Source organism: Bacillus sp. WC2503, assembly GCF_052682895.1.
The window spans coordinates 1975835-1999650 of record NZ_JBQYMD010000001.1 but is presented as its reverse complement, the minus strand read 5'-3'; the positions used below and the strand labels follow the sequence as shown (position 1 = coordinate 1999650).

Genomic DNA, 23816 nt, shown 5'->3' with positions numbered 1-23816 from the left:
AGAGACATATTCTCTTCTATAACATACAACGAAACATATGTTCTTAGATTCTTATAAGAGGAATTTTACTAAAATAAAATAATTTACATTTACTTCATATTAGTTTTATCTGCTGCTGAATGAATTTTATTTTATATATACGAATAATGAATTTGACGAATTTATGAAATGTACTGCATGTAAGATGAAAGGTAAAATGATATAGTTTAAACTACAAATAGCTACAATAACAACATACGTATATTGTTAAACGTAAAAAGGAGAACCAATGAATAAGAAATATACAAATCAAATTCATACTGATATGAGTTTTAAACCGAAAGATATTATAGGTTTAATGACGGATTATTTTAAAATGAAATCAAAGCTGCGTCCTATAAAGGATTTACCTATCGTTTTATCAAATAAAGACGATGAATCTTTAGAGAGTGTTACATGGTTTGGCCATTCTGCGTCTCTTTTAAAAATAGAAGGTAAAAAGCTGTTATTAGATCCTATGCTTGGTGATGCATCTTCCCCATTTCCTATTTTTAATAGTAAGCGGTATAGTGGTGCGTTTTCTTTAGAACGTGAAGACCTTCAAGAAATTGATGCGATTATCATTTCACATAATCACTATGACCACTTAAATTATAAAAGTATTATGGAGTTAAAAGATCGTACGAAGCATTTTTACGTTCCGATGGGAGTTGCACAATATCTTATTAAATGGGGTGTTTCACCTAGTAAGATTAGTGAGCATAAATGGTGGGATGAAATTACGTTTGATACTATTAAGTTAGTATGCGCTCCTGCAAGGCATTTCTCTGGACGAAGTATGACAGATAGAGATCGTTCGTTATGGTGTTCATGGCTTATTCTTGGTCAAGAAACTAAAGTCTTCTTTAGTGGTGATAGCGGATATGCTCCTCACTTTAAAGAGATTGGTGATAAATACGGTCCATTTGATCTTACTTTAATGGAATGCGGGCAATATGATACACGTTGGTCTGCTATTCATATGTTGCCAGAAGAGACGGTACAAGCTCATATTGACGTTAAAGGAGAATTACTACTTCCGATTCATTGGGGTGCTTTTACATTAGCGTTGCATGAATGGAGCGATCCAATTGAACGCGTTACGAAAGAAGCAAAACGTTTAGGAGTTACAGTTGCAACGCCACAAATTGGTGAATCAATTACATTAAAATCTACAAACTATCTTTCATCAGCTTGGTGGCGCGAAGTTTAATTGTATATGTAAAAAAGAGCGAACCTTTTTATAAGGGATTCGCTCTTTTTGTAATTAGGTTTCTTTGCATTTAAGCGCACCTATTAGTTAAAAATTATCCGCTCTTTTATGTTAAAAGATTTACTTCTTTAAAAATATTTCTTAAATAATTACATCTGCTTCTTCCTATTAAATTTGCTGTCCAACATAACCAATTCTTCATTCCTATAATCTATTAATTTATGATTAGATAATACAAAATTGTGCTCTAATATGAATTCATTATGAAGTACTTCAGGTAATAAATTTAGGTAACATCTCTCCTACACCGTAATTATAGTCGCTTAATATCCAAGACACACTTTTCCAATCTAAAATCCCTTCGGATACTTTTTTAAGTGTACCATATGTAACTTCATTTTGTAGTTCTACCACATAAATATACATGCCACCAGAGTAGAAAGAGTCTTCCCACTTAACAATTCCTTTAAATTGAATTTGATTTTGCTTAACATCTATATCAGTCTCTTCTTTTATTTCACGAATTGCACTTGCTAAAGGTGTTTCTCCCGGTTCTATCTTTCCTCCTACCCCGTTCCATAATCCTTTTACAGGGTCATATTCTCTATTTAGCATCAGTATTTCTTCATTTTTTTATGAAGCATAAAGTGTGCTTGTGCATAATATAAGTCCTTCCTTTGTTCCTAATAAGCTCTTACTGGCGATATAAGATGTACTGCGGCAGATTGCTCTCCTGCTTCGATTAATATCGGTCTCATTGAACCACCAAAACTTAAAGTAACCATTTCTTCTGTTATTGCCCTTAAAGCATCTACCATAAATCGTCCGTCGAAAGATATATTTAATTGTTTTTCACCTTGAATCGCATCTACTTGTTGTGTTTCAGCTATTTTACCAATCTGAGAAGCGTTAGAAGAAATTTTAATTGTGGATTCGTTTATGATTTCTAAGTTGACGTTGTTATTTGCCCATTCACTTGCTAATAAGCTCGATCGATCTACACCTTGTAAAATCTTTTTTCTTTCTACGTTAATAACCGTTTGAAATTCATTTGGAATGAGATTAGATATATTAGGATATTTCCCTTCAATGAGTCTTGAATATAACGTAGTTGTTCCGAATGTAAAAATAACGTGACTGTCTGAAAGGTATATGTATACGAATTCCGTATGACTGTTCATTAATTTTAGAAGTTCACTAATGGTTGCGCTTGGTACGATACAATTTGCTTTCGCATCTGAAGAAATTAGCGTTTCACGTATAGCTAGTCTATGCGAGTCAGTAGCAGCGCAAACTAACTTATTATGATCTAACTCTATATGTACTCCGGTGAGAACAGGTCTGGATTCGTTTTTAGCTACTGCAAAGACAGTTTGTTTAAACACTTCAATCAATTGTTCTGTTTCTACTTGTATTTCTGCATGATCCTCTATAAGTGGTACATTCGGAAACTCATTTGCTGGAAGTCCATTTAAGTTTAATGTGATTTCTTCTGATTGTATCGTAATGATTTGTTCATTCTTACTTTTTATTACTATATCACTTGGCATTTTCTTTATAATTTCAATGAAATATTTTGCAGGTACAACAATAGTTCCTGCTTGTAATATAGTTGCAATCTGTTCGTCTTCGATTGAATTAGGTATAAATTTTTTAATAAAAACATTCGAGTTACTTGCGATTAAAGTAATTCCAGATTGATCGGCTGTTATTTTGATACCAGATAATATAGGAATTAAAACTTTTGTAGATATAGCTTTACTTACTTCTGAAAGTGCTTGAGTGATATGTTTGTGATTAACGATAAACTCCATGTTTTTCCCCGCCTTAAATGAAATAATTTATTTATAAAGATTGATGAACGATTGTTCCGTTAAAAAAGTAAGGTACTATTTCTTTCCTTTGTAAAAAATCTAGTAACTGTTCAGGTATACGTAAATACGGTGCTGCTATATGTAATTCCATCCAAGTAATCTCTTCGATTTCTTTTGGACGGGATATATATGTCTCTCCGCCGATTATTTCACCTAAAAAATTAAAGAAAATGGCATGATGGCCTCTCTCCTCGAAAAAGGCTTCGCTTATGGAACAAATCCCCTTTACAGTTATATGTAGCCCTGTTTCTTCTTTTACTTCCCGAATGACTGCCTCTTCTAACGTTTCCCCAAATTTAACTGCGCCACCTGGTAATGTGTAATAAGATCCATTTTTCCCTTTGTTTTTTACCATTAAGATTTTTTCGTTCGTTTTATCGTACAAAAGCGCGTATGTAACATTAACCTTTTTCATATTTACCCCTTTATTAATAAGAATTTTCTGTCTCTATTTCATTTTACCAGATACATACAAATTAAAAAGAACGTATTTTGATATAGATGATTCAAAATACGTTCTTTTTAAATCATTAAATTTTATATATTGAGATTAATTAATTCCATACACTTTATAACCTTTTCTCTAAATAATAATGATTATGTCCTTTTGGATGATCTTCACTCACTCCAATTACTTTAAATCCATGTTTTTTATAAAAATCCGGAGCTTGAAAGCTAAACGTATCTAAGTTGATTAGCCTACATCCTTTTTCAATTGCAAATTCTTCGATAAGTTTTATTAATTTACTTCCGTATCCTTCGTGTCTGCATTCTTCAGAAACCCATAGGAAATCAACATGTACATGGTGCCAAAATGTTATAGCTGTTATCCCTCCTACTATTTCCTCTTTTTCATTTTTCACTATAAAACTAACCTTTTCTGAAGGAGCTTTCTCTTCATTTGAAAGATGCTTTTGATTATATTCAATTACTTTTTCTCGTATGTAATTACTATCTTCTTGAACCCATTGTTTTACTATCTTCATTTTACATATCACGCTCCTTTTATTTTATCTATTCCATTTCATAATTGTATTGTCCTGTCTTTACTAAATAATGAAAGGAGCATAGTTAACGTTGTAATGAAAAAGAGCCCTACGATAAGGACTCTTTTTAAAACTAAGCTATTTTTCGATGTAACTGCTTGATTTCTTTTTTCTTCTCTATATTTGGTGGACGAATTAATATAGAAATAACGAAAGAAATCGCACATAAAACACCTATTGTAATAAAGGTTGGTTGAAACCCACCAAGTAATGCTCCAATGAATGAACCTGCAAGTGCACCAAATCCGAAACCTTGATATACAATCCCGTAATTTGTACTATGATTTTTTAAACCGAAGAAATCTCCGACAATAGCTGGGAATATTGTAATATTACCGCCGAAGCAAAAGGCGACACTTGCTACACAAGCAAAATAAATCCCGTAATTTAATGGAATGAAACTAAGAGTAAAGACGGACACTCCAATAATAATAAATGTTGCAGAGACAATTTTCATTCTACCAATTTTATCTGATAACGTTCCAAGAATGATTCTACCTACTGTATTAAAGACTGCAATCATTGCGACGGCGTTAGCGGCGGTTGCTGCACTAAGTCCAACGAGTTGTACGCCGATATCTTTTACCATACCAATTAAGTACAGACCACCCATACACGATGTGAATAACATGAAAAACAACAGATATACTTGTTTCGTTCTCATCATTTCACGTGGCGTATAGTCATTGTGTAATGTTTCTGTTACCGTATTACTTACAATCGCTTCACGTAAGAAGAACGATCCGATTAATACTAAAAGTAAGACGATAATGCCCCAATATAAAAATGCTTGTGATACACCAAGGCTATCGATAAGATTTCCGTTTATATATCTAAAAATTAAACTGCCCATTCCATATGCTGAAACAGATATTCCAGAAATAAGTCCTTTTCGATTTGGAAACCATTTAATTAAATTAGATAGTGACGTAATATAAGCTGTTCCATCCGCATATCCAACAACAACACCAGCTAATAAATATAGTAATGGTAAGGAAGAAACTTGTGAACTAAGTATTAAACCGAGTCCTAGAACAATTCCTGCAGTAGCGATAAGTTTGCGAAGTCCTAATTTTCGCTGCAACTTTGCTGCAAACAAGGTTGAAAATGATAAAGAAAAGCTTGTTATGGAGAAAGTTATCGCAACTGAATTGAGATTCCATCCGAACTTACTTACAAGGGGTTGATTAAATAAACTCCATGTATAAATTGTTCCAAGGCCAATTTGAACAATGATTGTACCTAGAACAATTAATAGCGGATTTATAGAAGTTTGTTTCATACTAACTGTCCCCTTCTTTTATCTTGACATGAATTTTCACAGTTAGTATATCCATTGAAAAATACAAGATACTGTACGGAAAATGGAAATTAAGTTTATGTACACAAAAAGACACTTCATAATGAAGTGTCTTTTTGCAGGTTATATCAGATACATTTAAAGAAAGCTTTGTTAAGATAAGCCATTTTCAAGTGCTTATGTATATATGTTATCAAATATTTTCTTACATGTGATGGGACTTAAGACGTATTTTTTATTCGTCATATAGTCGGATGAGAAATTAATATTCGATTTCATCAAAATCTTTCGGCTGCGGTACAGTTTGCATGTTAGCTGCATCTTTCGGATCGCTAAAAATTGCATTTTGCTCTGTATTTACATCTTTAATATTTTGCTTTTTATCTTTACTCACTTTATCTTTCAAATTCTTTCCCTCCTTTTTGTTATAGGAGTAATTATGCCCTATTACAGCTAGTAAATGTATCGGCGACTAAATTGCTAAATTCACGTAAATAATATAAGTAATTATCACCGCCGTAGTTATATCTTTTATTGTACATTTTCGCAACAACTACATTATACTCAGGTATTACTAAAATGGTTGGTCCAGTAATTCCTAATATTTGATACGAACCTTTTGGAACACGTTCACCAAGTTCACTTAATTGTTTTGGTTCATTTTGAACGAACCAAAACAACCCGTTTTGTGGTAGTTCATTATTTTTATAAGCTGGACTCTGCAAGCTAGTAGCAATTTTTATAACTTCTTTTGGAACAACTTGTTTACCATTTATCATGCCTTGATTTAAATGAAGGTTGCCCCAATAAGCAAACTCTCTAGCTGAGACAAACAGATTTTTTTCGGTACCGTCATCTACTGTACCGACCTCACTGATCGCGTCTTCATTTGGATTATTAACAACGTTAACTAAATTTTCATTTTGCTGTATTCTCCATCCTGTTTCTTGGAAATTAGCAGGAGTAAATACACGCTCCTTTAACAATTCAGGAAAACTTTTATTATAAAGCCGATAAATGAGCTGCGTCATCATTCTTACATTAATATCTCTATACGCCCAATCTTGTCCAGCTTCAAATTCACGGAAAATTGTCCCGTCATCCGTTTCTCCTAGACCGTGTGAATGAGTTACTAAATGTCTAATCGTTGTTTTATCAAGTAATGTAGGATCAAATTCTTTAAAATACTTTATCGCTTCATCATCAATAGAGTTTATTTTCCCATCATAAAGCGCATACGCTACCATGAATCCTAAATAACTTTTTCTCGCAGAAGCGACGTTGAACTGTGAAGATGCTGTTACTTTTTTACTAGTAGATGTATTTGAATGATATCCACTATAATGCTCTAGTACAATTTTGTTATCCTTTATAATACATAGCGCTGTAGCAGAACTATCGTTTTTCTTTTTTATACTCTCTACCCAAGAAATCAACTTATCGTATGTATACAAATAAATCCCCCTTAATACTCATAAAAAATCACAACATGAAAGAAAAGTATTACTATAAACACCTTTCTTTCATGTGAAATATTATTGATTTTCTATACTTAAATAATCCACCAGTTCCAGCAATTAAAGCAGCTGAAACATCCTGCGCAACCTACACATCCGCCGCAACGTCCTGCACAACCACCGCATCTGCCGCCACATCCACCACAGCGTCCACCACAACCTCCGCAGCCACCGCAACGACGTCCATCGTCTTGAATATAATAGTATGGATATTGATTTTGTTGTTGATCCCAATAAACTACATTACCAGATTGATAATCATTAAGGTTTAATGATTGTAGTTCTTGTTGAAACTGATTCATTACGAACCCCTCCATTTATAAGTAATTCCGCCCAAATGTAAAAAGTTTATATATTTTTGTAAACCAAATAGAAACAAAGCTACAGACTAAATACGTACATCAACAAAATATGAACTTACACTAGGTGATGTACCTTGTTTTTTAGCCTATTTTCTTTATATCCTTTCGATGGACGTATTTACTATAAAATAGAGTGATTTAAAAATTACTTATCCAACAATTTAGTAGTTCATCATTTAATTTTCTTTCTAGTAATTCTTTAACGGAGGGCATTGGCATGATTTTATAAGTTTTTAAAGATTCTTTACTATAATCTATCCAATGAAATGCTAAATGAGATTCTCTAGACTTTGGTGATAAATCAATATACAACTCTTTTGAAGATACTTCAAAAATGTGGTTGATTTCATGATGAAGCATTCCTTTATCTTGCCATCGGTTTTCTATAACTCCTAAAAATTGTTTTATACTGCAGTTTACTCCAAGTTCTTCTCGTAGCTCTCTTATTAATGCATGCTCTGCTGATTCCCCGATTTCAACATGGCCACCTGGTAAAAAATAATGATGCCCAATATATTCAGCAACCAATAATTTCTCATCTTTTATCACGACTGCTCGTACAATATGATGGAATTTACTTTTCAATTGATATTCCTCCTAGTCATTCGCTATTCCCTTGATTAAAGTAGTCATTTTCATTTCACGCCAATACTTAATAAAAGTTAAACAAATACACGATATACTTCCTCGCCATCATAATCATGTCCCAATGGTTGAAAACCGTAATTTTCATATAATTTCTTTGCACATATATTATCTTTATGTACTGTTAATCTTATTTCTTTACACGCCTTAAACGTATTTTTTATTAAATAAATACTTTCTTGTAATGCCGCTTTTCCATAACCATTACCTTGCTGCGATTGATCAATAATAAATCCGTTAATCCAATACATATCCGATGTCTCTATTACAACAGCATGCATAACAAAACCAACCATAAGGTCACCATCGTATATAGCAAATGGTATGTACTCTACATTGTCACCATCTGGCTTTATATATACTTTAGCAAGTGAAACTGCTACGGCGGGGACAAATTTCCTTTGATCTTCTTTAACTTGTAACTGTAATGCCTCTTCCCAATTCTCTCTCGTAACAACCTTTAACTGGACATTCAATATTGTAAGCTCCTTTATAAAGAGGATATATTTTTATATTCAACGTAGTGAAATAATTCCCTTTTTCGACAACAGCTTATAACATGATTTTTATAAAATCTTGAATAAATTTTTGTTCATCTATTTCTAATGCTATACGGGCCCCTTTAGATATTGAGCTAGGGCGAAAATCAGCAAATGTTTGTCCTTTCGTATCTCCGTATGTATCTACATTCACTGTACGATGCGCAAATTCAAAAAAACTTGGGTTAACTAATCCACTTATAGCAACCACATCATGTAGCAAAGGCCCTTCGATAGATGGATTAAGTTTTTGGTATGCAGATAAATAGTAATCATACATCGGTTTCATTATCGTATGAAATGGATTCTTTGAATTAGCTTGGATATAATTAAATACATTTGGAGTTAACACAGCTTTATTTGTTACATTTAAAGGGAATATGAATAAATTCTTTGCTTGCTGAAAAACAATTTTACTTGCTATAGGATCTCCATACACATTTGCCTCTGCTAATGGAGTAACGTTTCCTACTTCTAAAAAGACACCACCCATGAAATGTATTCCTTTTACATTTAGTATTAAGTCATTCCATAAATTAAAAGCAATCGCTAATGAAGTAGATCTTCCTACATCAACAATTGTTAAATCTTTTCCATACTTTACAAGAATTGCAGCAATACTACCAAAATTATATATCGGAATAGATAATACGCTTTCTGGAACATGTATGGGCCCTAATCCTTCTAATCCATGAATTTCAGGATAGTACGTTGAAATTTCTTCAGTAAGTGGTTTTGTTGCGCCGCTAATGACAGGAATGTCTTGCCTATTTGCTAACTGTAAAATATACGCCGCATTATGTGCAGCATGTATATGCTCAACATTTCCATATCCAGTTACAATACCGACAATTTCAATTTCGGGATGCAGTAAACCATACATAATGGCAAATGAGTCATCAATTCCTGGATCTCCAAAAAATAATACTTTTTCCAAGAAATACTCTCCTTCCATAAAAAAATAAAGCAAACAATAGTTATGTATATGAAAAATGCAAGTATATCTATGCAAATTTTAGAATGGATAATGTGTTACGGGATATTAAAAAGGAACTAGCGCATGCTAATTCCTTCTCCCAGCTAACCATTATCAAATTCTATTATTTATCATATCCTTCATACATTTCATCATTTATTAGATTTTGTGTTTCTTTATCATCAGGTACAGGCTTCCACCAATTTCCCGTAATAAATAGCATCGTTAATAAATTATAACTATCACTAAAATAGCTTTCTCGCTTATTCTTCATCCAATCCCAACCACTATTTACCCACTTTTGATTATTATTACTCGTTATACTTGCAGCAATAAATGGTGAAACGAATACAGCAGTTGAATAACTACCAATATTTGATCCGTTTAATTGATAGCCATCCACAATTTTAGAAGGATTTCCATTCGTCTTATTTTGAATCCATGAAGAGACTTTATCAGAGATGACTTTACTTCTTTTCTCGCCGTACATCGCATAATCCATTACAATTCTTAATGGTACCCGACTAGCATTGTAATAATATGAATTTGTATATTTTGACTCATCTAAGAAATCTTTAGGTGCGGGTTGTGGTGGATTTTTTACAACAAAATCTGAAATAAGCCCTGTATTTGGAGAGTACTTATTATTAAATTGCGTATATACATCGTACAAATTATTAATAACAGTAAGCCAAGTTTTATCACCTGTAAATTCATAAAATGCTCTAAGGTGTGACATCATCCAATCAGATGGCCTCGTATCAAGTGAACTTTTAGAATCCCAATCTCCTAAATTTAGTCGGTTATTATTCGTAACATTACTAGCTTTAATACCTTTTGTAATCATGTTTTGTGCTTCTTTCAAATAATTAACTGATCCATTTGATCCCCACTGCTTATGAGCAAGGAGAAGTGAATATGCAATATCTAAATCTCCATCAGTAGCAGAATCAAAATGTCCTTGTGCTTTTTTATTATCTGCTACAACCCACCCCATTAAATTAGGATTTTGAGAGCTTTTAAAAGTTCTTGCTGTTTTAAATAAACCGTCATAGATTTTTTGGGCATTCGAATCATAACCAGCCATTAATACTGTAATTACCATCCCATACCCTTGTCCCTCTGAAGTTCCAAGTGGCTTAAACCCATCGGCATCACCCGTAATCTCTCCTTTTACATAATAACCACCAGGTAAAGAAGATAAATCATTTTTCAAATATTTCTTTTTCCAATTATCGTAGTAACTTATTACAGAAGCATTTAAGCTTTCCTGTGTAACATGATTCGGTTTTATAACACCTGCATAATTAACTTGCTGAGGAAATGGTTTCATTTCTGTTGCAACAGCTACTTGTTGATTCATGACAGGGATAGAATGTTGTACTGAACTATCCGTTACATTTGCTGCAAAACTAGAATTAGAAACACTAGCTAATCCGATACCTATAATAGAAAGGCATATAAAAATATTTCTTTTTCTATTCATTATGTTGTCATCTCCTTTTAAAATGTTTACTACATAAAATGTAACATACAATATTTAACTGAAATACAAAATATTATATTTATCAACATAAGAAAGAAACTATATCAAAAAGTATCATAAAATCATTATCTAATTAAGTTATATCGATTTATTGTTTACTAGATTCCTATGTTTTTCTTTTCTTACTACTCGTATATGAGCAATCAATATCCCAAGTATAGTAATCCCACCTCCAATTACAGAAATAAAAGTCGGTACTTCACCTAACCATACCCAAGCTATAAAGCACGCAGTGACTGGCGTTAAATATAGAGAACTTGTTGCCTCGGAAGCACCAGCACGAGATATAATATACGCTAAGGCAAGATACGGGAGTACTGTTGGAAATAAGCCTAAATATATAACACTCACATTCACTTCAAGAGGAGCTGCTAGTGTTTCTGTATAAATTCCCGGTAAGAAAATAAGCATACATACAGTGCTAGATAAAATTGTATATATGGTAAATGGCAAAAAGCCGTACTTTTTCAAGTAAGAAGTTTGGAAAACGAAAAATAGGCTTTCTGAAACGGCTGCTAATAATATAAATAATCCTCCACTATTAAATTGAATAGAACCTCCTTGACTAAATGATATGAGAGCAATTCCAATAAAACTAATTACACCACCGATCCAGCCATTTAATTTCATTTTTTCATTCAAAAAAACAGAAGCAAGAATTGCCGTCACTATTGGAGTGACTGAAATTATTAAACTTGCAGATCCAGCATTTACTGTTTTTTCGCCGTAGTTTAATGCAATGTGATAAATAGTAAACCCTAAAGCACCGAATATAAAAATCGCTGGAATGTCTTTCAAATCAGGTAATCGCAGTTTGTATATAAAGGAAAACACAAGAAGTATGAATGAAGCGATTAACAAGCGTAGTAAAGTAAGATGTTCAGGTGTGTATGATTCAAGCCCCATACGAATTGTCGGAAATGCAGTTCCCCATATTAGAATCGTAAAAGCGTGAGCACATATGATTTGTAAATCCCATTTTTTATTAAGCATGTTTTCTCTTCCTCTCCAATAAACCAACCATTTTCAAATTGCCAATTATTTCTTTTCATCATATTTAATAGTTGATACAATGTCTTCAACCAGTTATTTATCGAAAAAACCAACCACTTTTCATTTTTAAATAAACGAGGGAGTTTTTATATGACAATCGATAAAAAGGTGCCCAAATATCGGCAGATAATAGACTATATGAAAGAAAAAATTGAAAACGGAGAATGGCCAATCGGAAGTAAGATTCCTAGCCAGCGGCAGTTAGCAAAGTTATTTCATGTAAATCGGAGTACTGTAATAACTGCGCTAGAAGAGCTTATGGCTGACGGCTTAATTCAAGGGCAAATCGGGGCAGGAACAATTGTTATGAATAATACGTGGTCCTTATTAGCAACGAATCCCCCGCCTAATTGGAGTGAATATGTAAAGGCTGGTATTCATAAACCAAGTAAGAATGGTACGTGAAATAAATGAAGCAGAATCAAATAAAACACTTATCCATCTTAGTAAAGGCGAACTTGCCCCGCATCTTTTCCCACTAGAAACGATGCAATCCATTATGAAAAACGTTAGTGAGGAATTAGATTATTTCGGATATGAGGAACAAAAAGGTTTTTTTCCGTTACGTAAAGCAATAAGTAATTACGTAAAATCGTTTGGAATACACGTATCGCCTAACTCTATATTAATCGTCTCCGGTGCATTACAAGCATTACAATTAATATCAATTGGTCTTTTACATAGAAAATCAACCGTTTTACTCGAACAACCTTCTTACTTATATTCACTTCATGTTTTTCAATCAGCAAATATACACCTATCTGGTATAGCGATGGATCAGTACGGGATTTTACCTAGCGATTTATTAACATGCACTAAATATAGTCAAAAGAAAAATATTTTATATTCTATTCCTTGTTTTCAAAATCCAACAGGGATATTAATGTCTGAAAAGCGCCGGAAAGAAATATTAAAAATATGTGAAAAAGAACAGTTACCTATCATCGAAGACGATATTTACCGTGAGTTATGGATTGATGAACCACCTCCAGCTCCTTTAAAATCGATAGATAAACATGGACATGTATTATATGTTGGTAGCCTCTCTAAAACACTAACTCCAGGACTTAGAATTGGATGGATTATCGGACCAGAACCTGTGATTGATAGATTATCAGATATAAAAATGCAAACAGACTATGGATCGAGCTCTTTATCTCAAAGAGTTGCTGCTGAATGGATAAATAAAGGTTTTTATGAAGACCATGTAGCGAACGTAAGAACGCATTTAAAAGAACGAAGAAAAATGATGGTACAAGCTTTACATATGTATTGTGCAGACATAGCAACTTGGGATATTCCTAGTGGTGGATTTTTTATATGGCTAAAGGTTGTACCTAACATTCCGATGAAGAGACTATTTTCAGAGGCACTATCAAAAGGGATTCTTTTAAACCCAGGACGTATTTATGAAGAAGAATCAGATCAATGTATACGTTTATCGTATGGATATGCTTCTCCAGAACAAATAATCACCGGGATAAAATTGTTAAGTGGATTAATCCGTAAGTTAATGATATAACAAAAATCCTCTTTTATTTATAAGAGGATTTTTTGTGTACCTTATTTACCACAAACGCATTTCCTGTCCCAATAAAATAAGTTCTTCATAAGGATCTCCGTCAATTTTTAATACTTGAGCAAAAGCTAGTTCTGTTTTTATCCCTTGTTCTTTTAAGCGAATAATTTCTTCCCTTATATGTGGATTCTGCATTAATATCATGTGCTCAACAATCATATGTTTATATGCATTTTGGCTACGCACTGGCTTAGGTTGGGCAAATAATTCAAATTCAAAACCTTCAAATTTAAAATTCACCTTTATTGATTCAGTATTTTTAATTTTTTTCTTTTTTATTTTGAATCCTTCATAAGAACCATATAAAGATCTCATTTCCTGTTCAAAAACATCAAAGTTATGTACTTCCATTACAATATCTAAGTCAGATTGAAGAGTATCAATTCTTATAGGTATTGTCCCACAAAGAACGGGACTATACAAAGCTAAATCCTCCATTATGTTTAATGTATTCAAAACATCATATACTTTTTGTTGCTTGTCATTCCCTAATTGTAAATATGTAATAGATGTAAACATGGAAGTCTCTCCTTCATTTCACGTAATACGTGACTCACTAAATTCAAGAAAATTTGTCCGTTTAAATTTGTTCTAAGAGTACCTTTATTTCAATATATTAAGACGAATAAACAATATGTTTCAACTTTTCTCCTATACTGCAATACTATAAAAATAAAAAAGGAGGAATTATTATGAGCATTTTCAACATTCTTTTATCCATACACATTTTATTTGGAACAATATGCTTAATTACCGGTATTGTAGCGATGGTTGCTCAAAAGAAGAAAGGTAAACATACAGAATGGGGCGAAATATATCATGCATCTTATGTTGTTATCACCCTTACTGCAATCATATTGTCCATAATAAATTGGGATAAAATCGCATATTTATTTTATGTAGCAATTTTCTCTTATTCATTTGCGATTTATGGCTATATTGCAGGAAAAAAGCGTTGGGAAAATTGGATTCGCCACCATATTAGAGGCATGTTAGGCTCCTATATCGGTGCCGTTACCGCACTTTTAGTAAACGTCGGAATTCATATTCCTATTATTAATTTACTGCCGCCTATATGGTTTTGGTTTTTACCTACTTTAATCGGTATTCCTCTCGTAGTCAGTGTATCAAAAAAATATAAAAAGCGTAGTTAAAATTAGTTACATTTTGATTACTTTCTAGTTCATTTTTATTCCATGTTTCCTATGATATAATGGGTTGTATTGTTTTTTACCATCTACATTAAATATAGGAGGATTTTGATGATACTATCACAAGATAAAAACATTAAACTAGCGATACATGGAATTACTTTATTATCTTTCTTGGCCTTTTTCCTCTTTGGTAATACACTTTTCTTTATACCGCTCATACTTTATTTCGTTTTCAAATCACAAAGTATAAAAGAAATGAATCTAGAATCAGCCCTTTTTCAATTTGGAGTATGGCTCGCTGTATTTCTTTGGAACTTCGTAGTAGTCCGTACGCTCATGTTTTCCTTATTACACATTGACTTGAGTACAAATTCCTTGTTTGTTATTTTTGGAACAATTCCACTATATATAATACTTTTAGCTGCTATAATTTTAGGACCAATTAAAGGGATTTTATATGAATTACAAAATAAAGAGTTTCATTATCCTATTGTTTCACGATGGGTGCATAGAACTAAATAAAAAGAATCCAATAAAGTTATTGGATTCTTTTTATTTTCTCTTTTGCATAGTTATTTAAACTTCGGCTCAATGTATTCAATGATATTACCATCATGAAAACAGCCATATATCATTTCCTATCGGGTAATTCTTTTTATTTATGATTTTTTAAATCCAATATTGAATGTAAACGATCCGGATAATTAGTAAACATCCCGTCGACTCCCCATGAAAGTAACTTTTTCATATCTTTTTCATTATCTACTGTAAATGGATGAACTTCTAATCCGTGTTTCTTTATTTTCTTTACGTAAGCTGAATCAATATATTTGTAATTCATACCAAGACCTATGCAGTATGTTTTATACTTTTCTATCTCTAATTCATTTAATTGAACTGACTTTTGATATGATAATAATTGTACTAGTGGGATATTAGCATGTAAACTATGAATCTTTTGCAGACTTTCTTCACTAAAGGATTGAATAATAACTTTATCACTTATTTGGTAGTACTTTATAATTTCTAATAGCTTTTCTTCCATACCCGGATATTCATCTGGTGACTTTGTTTCTATATAATAATTAGCATTATGCCCAAACATTTCTATAATTTCTTTTAACTTTGGAACTTTAGCATTTTCAAATTCTTTCTTTGCTAAATTCGGATATTTTTCATTGAAAAAAGAGCCTACATTTAGTTGCTTCATTTCTTCTAATGTATGTTCTTTTACTAACCCTTTACCGTTTGTTGTACGGTTTACGGTTTCATCATGCATAGCTAGTAAATGTCCGTCTTTTGTCATTTGGAGATCAATTTCTATGTAATCCCCCTTCAATTGTTGGCCTAATTTATATGCTGCTATTGTATGTTCTGGTGCATACGCAGAAGCGCCTCTATGTGCGATATTCTTTATATGATTTGATTGATTAATAGCTTTAGTGTATTTATGTTCGTTTATTTGCCGAAAAACAAAGATACTTATTACTATGAAAAAACAAATGATTGTAATTAGAGATATTTTTTTCATAACGGTATGTTAACTCCTATATTTAAAACAATTTGACTTGTATGATTTACTCAAATAAATGTCGATTTTCAAAAACAGTCATTCGTCCAACAGCTTGAAAGCCCGACTTTTTATAAATATTGATTCCATCAGGTGAAGCTTGTAAAACGCAATAAGTATTTTTTAATTTCTTTGCTTCTTGCAGCAAGAAGTTAAACATAGTAGAACCAAATCCTCGTCCTCTCATCTCTTCTTGAGTTGCTATGTCATAAATACCAATACTATCTTTTGTACAGACCAACGAACCAACAGTTACAACTTCATCTTTATACATACCTAAGTATAGCTTCATATTTTCACTATTCCATAAATCGAAAGAAGAAATTTGATTATAGAATGATTGTACATGTATACCTTCCTCTGATGTACCGAATAGATCAGCTAGCGTTTCTCCAAATCTTTGTATTTGTCCGAGCGAAGATGCTTGTTGAATTGTAAAGCCTACTGGCGTGTCTATTGTTGGAGAAATTATTTTTAAGTCTGCAACCATCGCAATACTATGTTCTGCTTCTTTTAAACCAAATTTTAATAACTCGCTCTTAATAGTCTGCCCTTGTTCTTCATCCCAAAGCCAAACACACATTGGAAACTTCTTTTGATTATAGTATTCTACCTCCTTATTTAATTGCTTAGCTCTATCTGTTACATTATTGTTAAGTAAAGTAATGATATTAAATGTATCTGCAGGTAAACCACAGTCGACAGCAATGTAATCCTTCGTTTCTTTTACATTCATTCCTTGCACAAGTCTAGCAATATATGAGATTTTAAATGTAAAATTATCTAATAGTAACTGTTTATAATTCATAAATTGTGCTCCTTTCATAAAAATTAGTATCCGAACTCTTTGATTTTAAATATAACACATAAGTTATTTACCTTTTTCTATAAAAATATCTCTTTAATTTATGCTGGATAGCTTAAAAGAATTAAAAATGATATAACGTTGTCGGAATGAAAAAAGTGGTATATAATAAACATTAACATTACTAGTAATTATTTTAGGTATTCCTAGAATAAAGGAGCGATACATATGAAAATTACTATTTATTTCGGAAGTCATGAAGATCAAGATGTACGTACTATGGACTGTCATTTAGATGTAGAAGATACAGAAGAGATTGTTTCTGTATCATAATATAAATAAACGGGATAAACCCTATTCCCTACAGCGTTTAAGACACCTTTTACAGGTGTCTTTTTTGTTGTTTTTTTCATCAAAAACCCTTTACTTTAGAGTGTTTTAATAGTAAAATATACATATACGAACAAATGTTCTTTTACTTTAATTGTACATGAAGGGATGATTTTTACAATGGCTCAAGCAAAGCGCAGAGGAAGAAAAAAGCAAACACCTATTATTTCAAATACAGGCTTTATCGGCTCTGTCTTTATTGATACATTGGAGTTACAAAAGAAATCCTATTATTTCGCTCGTAAAAAACTTCAAATTGTTCATCATGTACTTGATGGTCTATCTGGAGCAATGAGCGCATTATTTAAAGAACATAATATCACTGCATATATGTCATGTGTGTATTTACATAACCAAAAGAAAATCGGCTTTGTTCTTTCAACAAAACCTTTTGAACAAAGTGATGGTGTGTCTTATTTTATAAATTATTTGATCGAAAAGAATTTTTATGGTAACGAAGATGTAGAATACCAAGAAGTATTTAATACAGGTTTTATCGGTGTAGTATTCGCCGATTTATCTAGTATAGATCGCTTTAATTTTGAGTTTGAAATGGGTATGTTAACAAAGTTAATGAAAGATATGATTATTCCCGTTAAAGAACTCTTTTTACGCCATAATGTACCGGCTTATATCTCCACTTCTCATTTAGATGAGCAAAACAAATTAGGTTTCGTACTTTCTGTAAAACCGTATGATGAACGTGCAGAAGCAGATTTATACTTTGAAATGTATTTAAAAGAGCGTGGATTATTTATTGGTGATGAAGAAGATGATATTGATAAGATTGTTATTAGAAAGACAGCTGAATTACGATAAAAAAGCGCAGGATGATGATCCTGCGCTTTTTTATCTGTAACAATATCAAATAGTTACGTTAAACACTATAATCTTTGGAATGAATTTCTAAATTGAACTTATTTGAATAAGCTTTATTCAAAATAAGAAATACTATTCCTCCTGCAATTGGAAGCGTGTAGGCTGGAATATAATTTAATAATAGACCTGATAATGCCAGTGCTATCGGCTGCATCATTTTACCTATACTTAATCCAATACTGAGCACTCTTCCCCTATATTCATCAGGAACTTCTTTTTGCATGAAATAAATTAAAGGAATATCAATTAACGCTATTATTAGCCCGAAAGAGAACATAACAACACAATACGTAATAACGCATACAAAATCATTTGCTTCAAAACTTTTGAATAAAACTGGAATTCCTGAAATAATCATAAAAACTGCCAACATTGAACTTAGCTTTTTCAAAAGATAAGAGTAAGAAAAACGATTAGTTATCTTTTTCACTAAAATTGCACCAATTATCATCCCTACTGGAAAAGTTCCTTGAATGATACCAAATTGCTTCGAACTAAGATTGAGAACTGTGTTAATAATGTATGGTAATGGAACAGTTACAGCAAATCCTAAGAAGAAATTAAGCGAAATTAAAATATGAAACGTATTCTTTAAGCTTTCCCTCTCCATTAAGTAAAAGTATCCCTCTTTTATATCTTTAATAAAATTAATTTCTCTTATTGAACATTCCTCCTTTATATCGTGCCCGAACAATTTAAAGTGAATAAACAGTATGGATATGCCAGAAAGGATAAATGAAATACCGTTTATCATTATAAAAAGTTTTATGTCTACAACAGCAAAAACGATACCACCTAACATAGGACCGAGAATTAAAGATACAGAATCAATAATTTTACTTATAGAATTAATACTCATTAACCTCTCTTTAGAGACGATATTCGGTTTTGCGGATTCTAATCCTATTCCAAAAAACGTTGTAAATACTGTTAAAAGAAAAGTAGTAGTATAAATGATGAATAAGTTTAATCCATAATTACTGCTCAATGTATAAACAGTAATTAATAAGCCTCCACTTAGTAAATCCATACAAACGACCAGTTTCTTTTTATCAACTTTATCTGCGATTACACCTGCAAATGGATTCATAACAATCATTGGAATCGTTCCTAAAATAAGCGTAATTGCGAAATTCCATGCTGATCCGGTTATTTGTAACACATATAATCCTAATGCGAAACTATAAATAGAGCTACCAAATATTGATACTGTTTTCCCAAATGAATAGAGATAAATATTTCTTAGTTCTTGAGTACTTTGCTCATTTTGTGAATGTATTCGTAAACGTCCCATAACTCTTTCCTCCCGTTTAACTTTGTATTACATACAGTGTAAGTTCTCGGGTCAACCCAATATCAATATGCTATTATTAAAAAGTTTTAAAAGAAAAATAAAAGAAGATGGGGTTAACCCCATCTTCTTCCGAAAAATGAATATGTATAAATTTCTTCTCCTTGAACGAAGAAATTTTCGTATTTCCCGCCTCTTTCCAAATAATTAGAAGTTCTTTCATCAATGGTTTGAAACTGTAGTTTTTGAATTTCTCCCTTAACTTTTGAAGAGGTAAAATTCTCTCGTAATCTAATTGATATATGACTATGTATGCTGAAATTTTTAAATAAAATATATGAGCTTAGCATATAACACTCTGGCTTAAAAAGTGGATTTAATTCATGCAACAAAAAGTTTTTATGCTCAAAACTATAATTACTTGTACCAGACTGATCAATGACAATATCAGCAGAATAATTCTGAAGAGGTATGTTTAAAAAGTCGGCACAGATAAATAGAATGTTTCTTTTCGGGTTTCTTCTTTCAATTACATCTTTTAAAAATAAAAGTTTATTCAAATCTCGATCAACAGCAATATATAGGCAATTTCCTGGTAGTTCCTCATAAATATTTCGTAAAAAGAACCCAATACCAGATCCTAAATCAAGTAGTATTTTTTCATTTAAATCTAGTTGCATTAGTTTCTTTTTCGCCCATTCTCCTCCTCTTTGAACATTTTCCAAAAAAGCAGTATCAGTTTCATGGATATAATCCGAAATAGAATCTTCAAGTGATGTCTTTTCATATGCTTTACATGAGTTTCCCGCTGTTAAAACCCCTGAAATAATCGCGTATTCTTCACCACAATTACAAATTAACTTTCCCTCAACAATTTGATTCTTATTGATAATGCCATCTTCAAGAATCAAATTTCCGTTACACTTAAAACACTTAAATACATTAAGTACGTTTAAATCTATCCCTAAAATTGAATTCGAAATTTTAGTTTTTATAGATAAATTATTTAACGCTTTCTTTAATTTATCTTTTTGTTCCTCTAAATTTTTTATTTCCTGTTCAATCTTTTCATATTTCAATTTAAATAAAGATTGATAAAAAGTATTTTTTTCGTAATCTATAGATTTCCCTAAATTTTTATAAAGAAAAAGATCTTTAATTTCATTTAAGCTAAATCCTAGCCTTTTGTACTCTAAAATAAGTTCCATATCTTTTTGACAATACTCATCAAAAAAATAGTGCCCACCTTTCTTTTCAGGAATAATGAGACCGAGGTCTATATAATGTCTAATCGTATCTACACTTACAGTATTTACTTCTGCAAACTTACTGATTTTCATACTATCACTACCATTTATATATTTGTTTATACATACTTCTTTATTATTTTAAAAAATCCTTTCATCTCCCTATACAAAATTATTTATGGTATGAAAAAGATGTAATTCATTTTAGGGTTCCGTCACATACTCATCCAGCTAAGCTTATATAAGTTTAGCTATTCTTTTTTAATCTTGAATTTTGGCGTAAGTACTACAGTCTTTTTCTGTTCTCATTGAATTGGAATATGCAAGGTTACGTACTTTAACTATAGAGGACTTGTACTACCCGTTCCTATCAATTTCATAGACGTTTAGGATGTTGTTTTATGGGAAGTGTTCTTGCTGTGGGATCGGCATTGTAAATATAGAATAGTCAAAAAGGTACTCCTAGGAGTACCTTTTTTGACTATTCTATATGTGCGAACGTTTTCAAAAATTATTGAATATAAATTGACGTACGCATTGTATTAAATGGTGCGTTTATAGATGTTTTTTGGTATTCAAATGTTCCTTGTTGATGTCCAGACGCATCCCATTTGTAATACCAGCCAACGATTGGTTTTCCGCCGATTATTGTGGATCCAATACTTTTTACATTAGAACCATTCATTTTAGTAAATGGATTTTGACCGTATCCCATCTCTTTCGTTGTAATATATAAGTATTTTCCCCCGTGGTTACGTGTTGTGCTAAAGCTGTTTTGGTTAATTGTTTCTACTCCGCCCAGCTCAGACTCTACTTGTACGACGTTTAGTGAAGTAAGTGGAGCTGCAGGTCCAGCCGAAGCTTCTGTTGCCATTCCTAACCCAACGAACGCTGTGATTGCTAACGATGAAATCCCTAGTGCTGCTTTTTTAAACATAAAAAACATCCCCTTCCATCTATTGTTTTCTCTTTCATTGCCAATATAATCCTAATAATCTTATATGTAAATAGATTGTAACTGTATAAATATTAGTGCGAATATTCTATTATATGTTTCTACAATTCTATTACTTAATATGAATAACTTACAGTGTAAAACGAAATACACATTACAACTTGATTCTATTATTTTCATTGTTAGCTAGTCTATCCCGAATTTAAACCGCATGAACAATTATTGCTATTTTTTGGGTTCATAAACAGGTGTCTATGTTTGTTGTTACCATATAATAAAGTTACACTAAGCTGATGTCAGTACACGTAGAAACAATAAAAAAGAGCATATTTTAAAAGATTTATTAATACATGCTCTTTTTTTATTAATTTGAATGAATCTTTCAGTAAAAAAGTGCATTGATTTGTATCCTTTATGTAATAGAAATACTCGTTTTAAAAATCTTGTTTTTGTGCTTTTTACTATTATTCTTAAAGATAATTTATTGAATGTTCTTATTGTACTCTAATTGATTTTGAATTCCTGATCTATCAATTTGAATCCAATACTCTGAAATTTTCCCGTTTTCAATTCTATATACCGCACTTGCTATTTGAGTTATAGGGAGGCCTGTAGGTTCGTATCCATCTATTTCTCCTATGTGTGTACCTACTTGCTTCCAGCGTACATATACTTTACTATCTTGTACTAATAATTCTTGAATTTCTAAAGAGAAATTTCCATATACTTCTATCATCTCTCTTACATGCTCAGCATAATCTTTTGGCGATCTGTATACTGTTTGTTCCTCTTCAGATATAACTTGATGTGCCAATACTTTATCTGCCATATATCGATTTGAAAAGTCTGGATTATTCCCTGAACGCACTTCTTTGAAGAAATTTCTAACAATTAGTTCTGGTTTCATTAAACATCCCCCTTAAAAATAAATCCAATACTAATATCACCTGAATGTATTAGATAAGTGTTATATTACTCATTCTCACTCTTTCTCAATAAGCATGTCAAGTTTGTAGTGTTGGCATGCAAATTGTAAACTCGCTTATGCTTTGTATTCTTCCGTTCATTCTTGAAAATTTCTAACAACTCGTATTTACCATATTTTATATCCCATATTCCTAAGCTTCTTTATTCTAGAATGTTTTTACTACACTATTTATTTTTTCTTTTTCCCTTGCAGGAACAACTGTGATAACATTACCTTTATCATTTAAAGTCAGAGGGTGTAGAAATTACAGATAGCTATCGATATGCTACCTACTACGTACTGGATGAAATCAAACGTTTATGTGCAATCCAGCTAATAGAGAAATGATTCATGTGAAAAAGGAGATGCTATAGGTACTATAGCATCTCCTTTTTATGTACTGATTCATAAAGAAAGACAGCGATTCTTCCTCTACCTTTGTTGTGCTATCTTTTTTGGATTAAGTCACCATGTAGCAGTAAATAAAAATGAGCTTAGTTTAAAAAACTAGTTGATATACATGGAATCAGGTACAGACATTAAAACATAAAAAAGGTCTCCTACTATTCCACTAGTAAAAATAATAAATCCCATATTACGTATTCCTTTAATTTTTGACCGTAATCCAATGATTCCAGCTAATAGCCCAGTTAAAGAAAATAGAATCCAGTATAATTCTGTAGGAATATCAAGAAGTTTATTCTCAGAAATCCCCATTCCCCAAAAAATAAAAGGCAGTACGACAAAGGAAAGGCTAAGTAATCCTAGTATACTTACGAGTAAGTTACGATGTTTAATCCCATTAATAATTAAATACAATCCTCCAAAAAATCCGCATAACACGAGATAAGGCATATAGTAGATCCAAAGTAAACTCAAAATGATCATAT

General features: G+C 31.9%; 24 protein-coding genes and 2 pseudogenes. 5 read left to right on the top strand and 21 right to left on the bottom strand.

Going from position 1 to position 23816, the window contains the following annotated elements; all coding sequences use genetic code 11:
• Positions 1–268 precede the first annotated feature (268 nt).
• Positions 269–1231: an MBL fold metallo-hydrolase gene (locus ACUN26_RS10185; RefSeq protein ID WP_001037055.1), complete on the top strand. Its 963-nt coding sequence runs from the start codon at positions 269–271 to the stop codon at positions 1229–1231.
• Between the two features lie 149 nt (positions 1232–1380).
• On the opposite strand, the pseudogene ACUN26_RS10180 reads toward ACUN26_RS10185, so the two are convergent.
• The 13 genes and pseudogenes from ACUN26_RS10180 to ACUN26_RS10120 all read right to left on the bottom strand — a co-directional run bounded on the left by ACUN26_RS10180 (position 1381) and on the right by ACUN26_RS10120 (position 12029).
• Positions 1381–1892: pseudogene (locus ACUN26_RS10180) on the bottom strand (NUDIX hydrolase).
• A 22-nt stretch (positions 1893–1914) separates the two neighbouring features.
• Positions 1915–3045 carry a DNA polymerase III subunit beta gene (dnaN, locus tag ACUN26_RS10175; RefSeq protein ID WP_000394464.1) on the bottom strand — a complete coding sequence of 377 codons (1131 nt, stop codon included), beginning with the start codon at positions 3043–3045 and terminating at the stop codon, positions 1915–1917.
• 31 nt (positions 3046–3076) lie between these two features.
• Positions 3077–3520, bottom strand: a complete 444-nt coding sequence (locus ACUN26_RS10170; protein WP_000757631.1) for an NUDIX hydrolase — start codon at positions 3518–3520, stop codon at positions 3077–3079.
• Positions 3521–3674: 154 nt separating this feature from the next.
• On the bottom strand, positions 3675–4091 hold the full coding sequence (locus ACUN26_RS10165) for a GNAT family N-acetyltransferase (protein WP_000706730.1): 417 nt from the start codon (positions 4089–4091) through the stop codon (positions 3675–3677).
• A gap of 133 nt (positions 4092–4224) precedes the next feature.
• Entirely contained in the window at positions 4225–5433 is a 1209-nt protein-coding gene (locus tag ACUN26_RS10160; protein ID WP_000815140.1) for an L-lactate MFS transporter, read from the bottom strand.
• Between the two features lie 280 nt (positions 5434–5713).
• A complete protein-coding gene (locus tag ACUN26_RS10155; protein ID WP_000653682.1) occupies positions 5714–5857 on the bottom strand; it encodes a hypothetical protein in 144 nt (47 codons plus the stop codon).
• Positions 5858–5888: 31 nt separating this feature from the next.
• Positions 5889–6905 (bottom strand): serine hydrolase domain-containing protein, encoded by a 1017-nt coding sequence (locus tag ACUN26_RS10150; protein WP_000288919.1) that lies wholly within the window; start codon positions 6903–6905, stop codon positions 5889–5891.
• Positions 6906–7003: 98 nt separating this feature from the next.
• Complete coding sequence (locus tag ACUN26_RS10145) at positions 7004–7270, bottom strand: heterocycloanthracin/sonorensin family bacteriocin (protein ID WP_001071378.1); 267 nt, start codon at positions 7268–7270, stop codon at positions 7004–7006.
• A gap of 198 nt (positions 7271–7468) precedes the next feature.
• Positions 7469–7915: an NUDIX domain-containing protein gene (locus ACUN26_RS10140; protein WP_000836842.1), complete on the bottom strand. Its 447-nt coding sequence runs from the start codon at positions 7913–7915 to the stop codon at positions 7469–7471.
• 77 nt (positions 7916–7992) lie between these two features.
• Positions 7993–8451, bottom strand: coding sequence for a GNAT family N-acetyltransferase (locus tag ACUN26_RS10135; RefSeq protein ID WP_001102692.1), 459 nt, complete (start codon positions 8449–8451; stop codon positions 7993–7995).
• Between the two features lie 76 nt (positions 8452–8527).
• Positions 8528–9451, bottom strand: coding sequence for a nucleoside hydrolase (locus tag ACUN26_RS10130; RefSeq protein WP_000416767.1), 924 nt, complete (start codon positions 9449–9451; stop codon positions 8528–8530).
• 163 nt (positions 9452–9614) lie between these two features.
• Positions 9615–10976: a glycosyl hydrolase family 8 gene (locus ACUN26_RS10125; protein WP_001080598.1), complete on the bottom strand. Its 1362-nt coding sequence runs from the start codon at positions 10974–10976 to the stop codon at positions 9615–9617.
• Positions 10977–11114: 138 nt separating this feature from the next.
• Complete coding sequence (locus tag ACUN26_RS10120) at positions 11115–12029, bottom strand: DMT family transporter (protein WP_000932797.1); 915 nt, start codon at positions 12027–12029, stop codon at positions 11115–11117.
• Positions 12030–12179: 150 nt separating this feature from the next.
• On the opposite strand from ACUN26_RS10120, the pseudogene pdxR reads away from it, so the two are divergent.
• A pseudogene (gene pdxR, locus ACUN26_RS10115) lies at positions 12180–13611 on the top strand (MocR-like pyridoxine biosynthesis transcription factor PdxR).
• 45 nt (positions 13612–13656) lie between these two features.
• Here the strand turns inward: pdxR and ACUN26_RS10110 are convergent.
• The gene (locus ACUN26_RS10110; RefSeq protein ID WP_000495164.1) at positions 13657–14187 is read right to left on the bottom strand and encodes a DUF4269 domain-containing protein; all 531 of its coding nucleotides are present in this window, start codon (positions 14185–14187) and stop codon (positions 13657–13659) included.
• A 173-nt stretch (positions 14188–14360) separates the two neighbouring features.
• Between ACUN26_RS10110 and ACUN26_RS10105 the strand changes: the two genes are divergently transcribed.
• Together ACUN26_RS10105 and ACUN26_RS10100 are read left to right on the top strand one after the other, a co-directional pair.
• On the top strand, positions 14361–14822 hold the full coding sequence (locus tag ACUN26_RS10105) for a DUF2306 domain-containing protein (protein WP_000021721.1): 462 nt from the start codon (positions 14361–14363) through the stop codon (positions 14820–14822).
• A 108-nt stretch (positions 14823–14930) separates the two neighbouring features.
• Positions 14931–15344, top strand: coding sequence for a DUF4870 domain-containing protein (locus tag ACUN26_RS10100; protein WP_000603894.1), 414 nt, complete (start codon positions 14931–14933; stop codon positions 15342–15344).
• Between the two features lie 133 nt (positions 15345–15477).
• Here the strand turns inward: ACUN26_RS10100 and ACUN26_RS10095 are convergent, their stop codons facing one another.
• Entirely contained in the window at positions 15478–16353 is an 876-nt protein-coding gene (locus ACUN26_RS10095; RefSeq protein ID WP_000724033.1) for a glycerophosphodiester phosphodiesterase, read from the bottom strand.
• A gap of 46 nt (positions 16354–16399) precedes the next feature.
• Positions 16400–17200, bottom strand: coding sequence for a GNAT family N-acetyltransferase (locus ACUN26_RS10090; protein ID WP_001107088.1), 801 nt, complete (start codon positions 17198–17200; stop codon positions 16400–16402).
• 495 nt (positions 17201–17695) lie between these two features.
• Between ACUN26_RS10090 and ACUN26_RS10085 the strand changes: the two genes are divergently transcribed.
• Positions 17696–18406, top strand: coding sequence for a hypothetical protein (locus ACUN26_RS10085; protein WP_002038924.1), 711 nt, complete (start codon positions 17696–17698; stop codon positions 18404–18406).
• Positions 18407–18464: 58 nt separating this feature from the next.
• Here ACUN26_RS10085 and ACUN26_RS10080 read toward each other — a convergent pair whose 3' ends face one another.
• The 5 genes from ACUN26_RS10080 to ACUN26_RS10060 all read right to left on the bottom strand — a co-directional run bounded on the left by ACUN26_RS10080 (position 18465) and on the right by ACUN26_RS10060 (position 23814).
• Positions 18465–19760 carry an MFS transporter gene (locus tag ACUN26_RS10080; RefSeq protein WP_000533145.1) on the bottom strand — a complete coding sequence of 432 codons (1296 nt, stop codon included), beginning with the start codon at positions 19758–19760 and terminating at the stop codon, positions 18465–18467.
• Between the two features lie 113 nt (positions 19761–19873).
• Positions 19874–21097, bottom strand: coding sequence for a methyltransferase domain-containing protein (locus ACUN26_RS10075; RefSeq protein WP_000703296.1), 1224 nt, complete (start codon positions 21095–21097; stop codon positions 19874–19876).
• Between the two features lie 418 nt (positions 21098–21515).
• The gene (locus ACUN26_RS10070; protein ID WP_000472921.1) at positions 21516–21941 is read right to left on the bottom strand and encodes a DUF4879 domain-containing protein; all 426 of its coding nucleotides are present in this window, start codon (positions 21939–21941) and stop codon (positions 21516–21518) included.
• Between the two features lie 499 nt (positions 21942–22440).
• On the bottom strand, positions 22441–22866 hold the full coding sequence (locus tag ACUN26_RS10065; protein ID WP_000801762.1) for an ester cyclase: 426 nt from the start codon (positions 22864–22866) through the stop codon (positions 22441–22443).
• A gap of 567 nt (positions 22867–23433) precedes the next feature.
• Positions 23434–23814, bottom strand: a complete 381-nt coding sequence (locus ACUN26_RS10060) for a hypothetical protein (protein ID WP_000584988.1) — start codon at positions 23812–23814, stop codon at positions 23434–23436.
• Positions 23815–23816 lie beyond the last annotated feature (2 nt).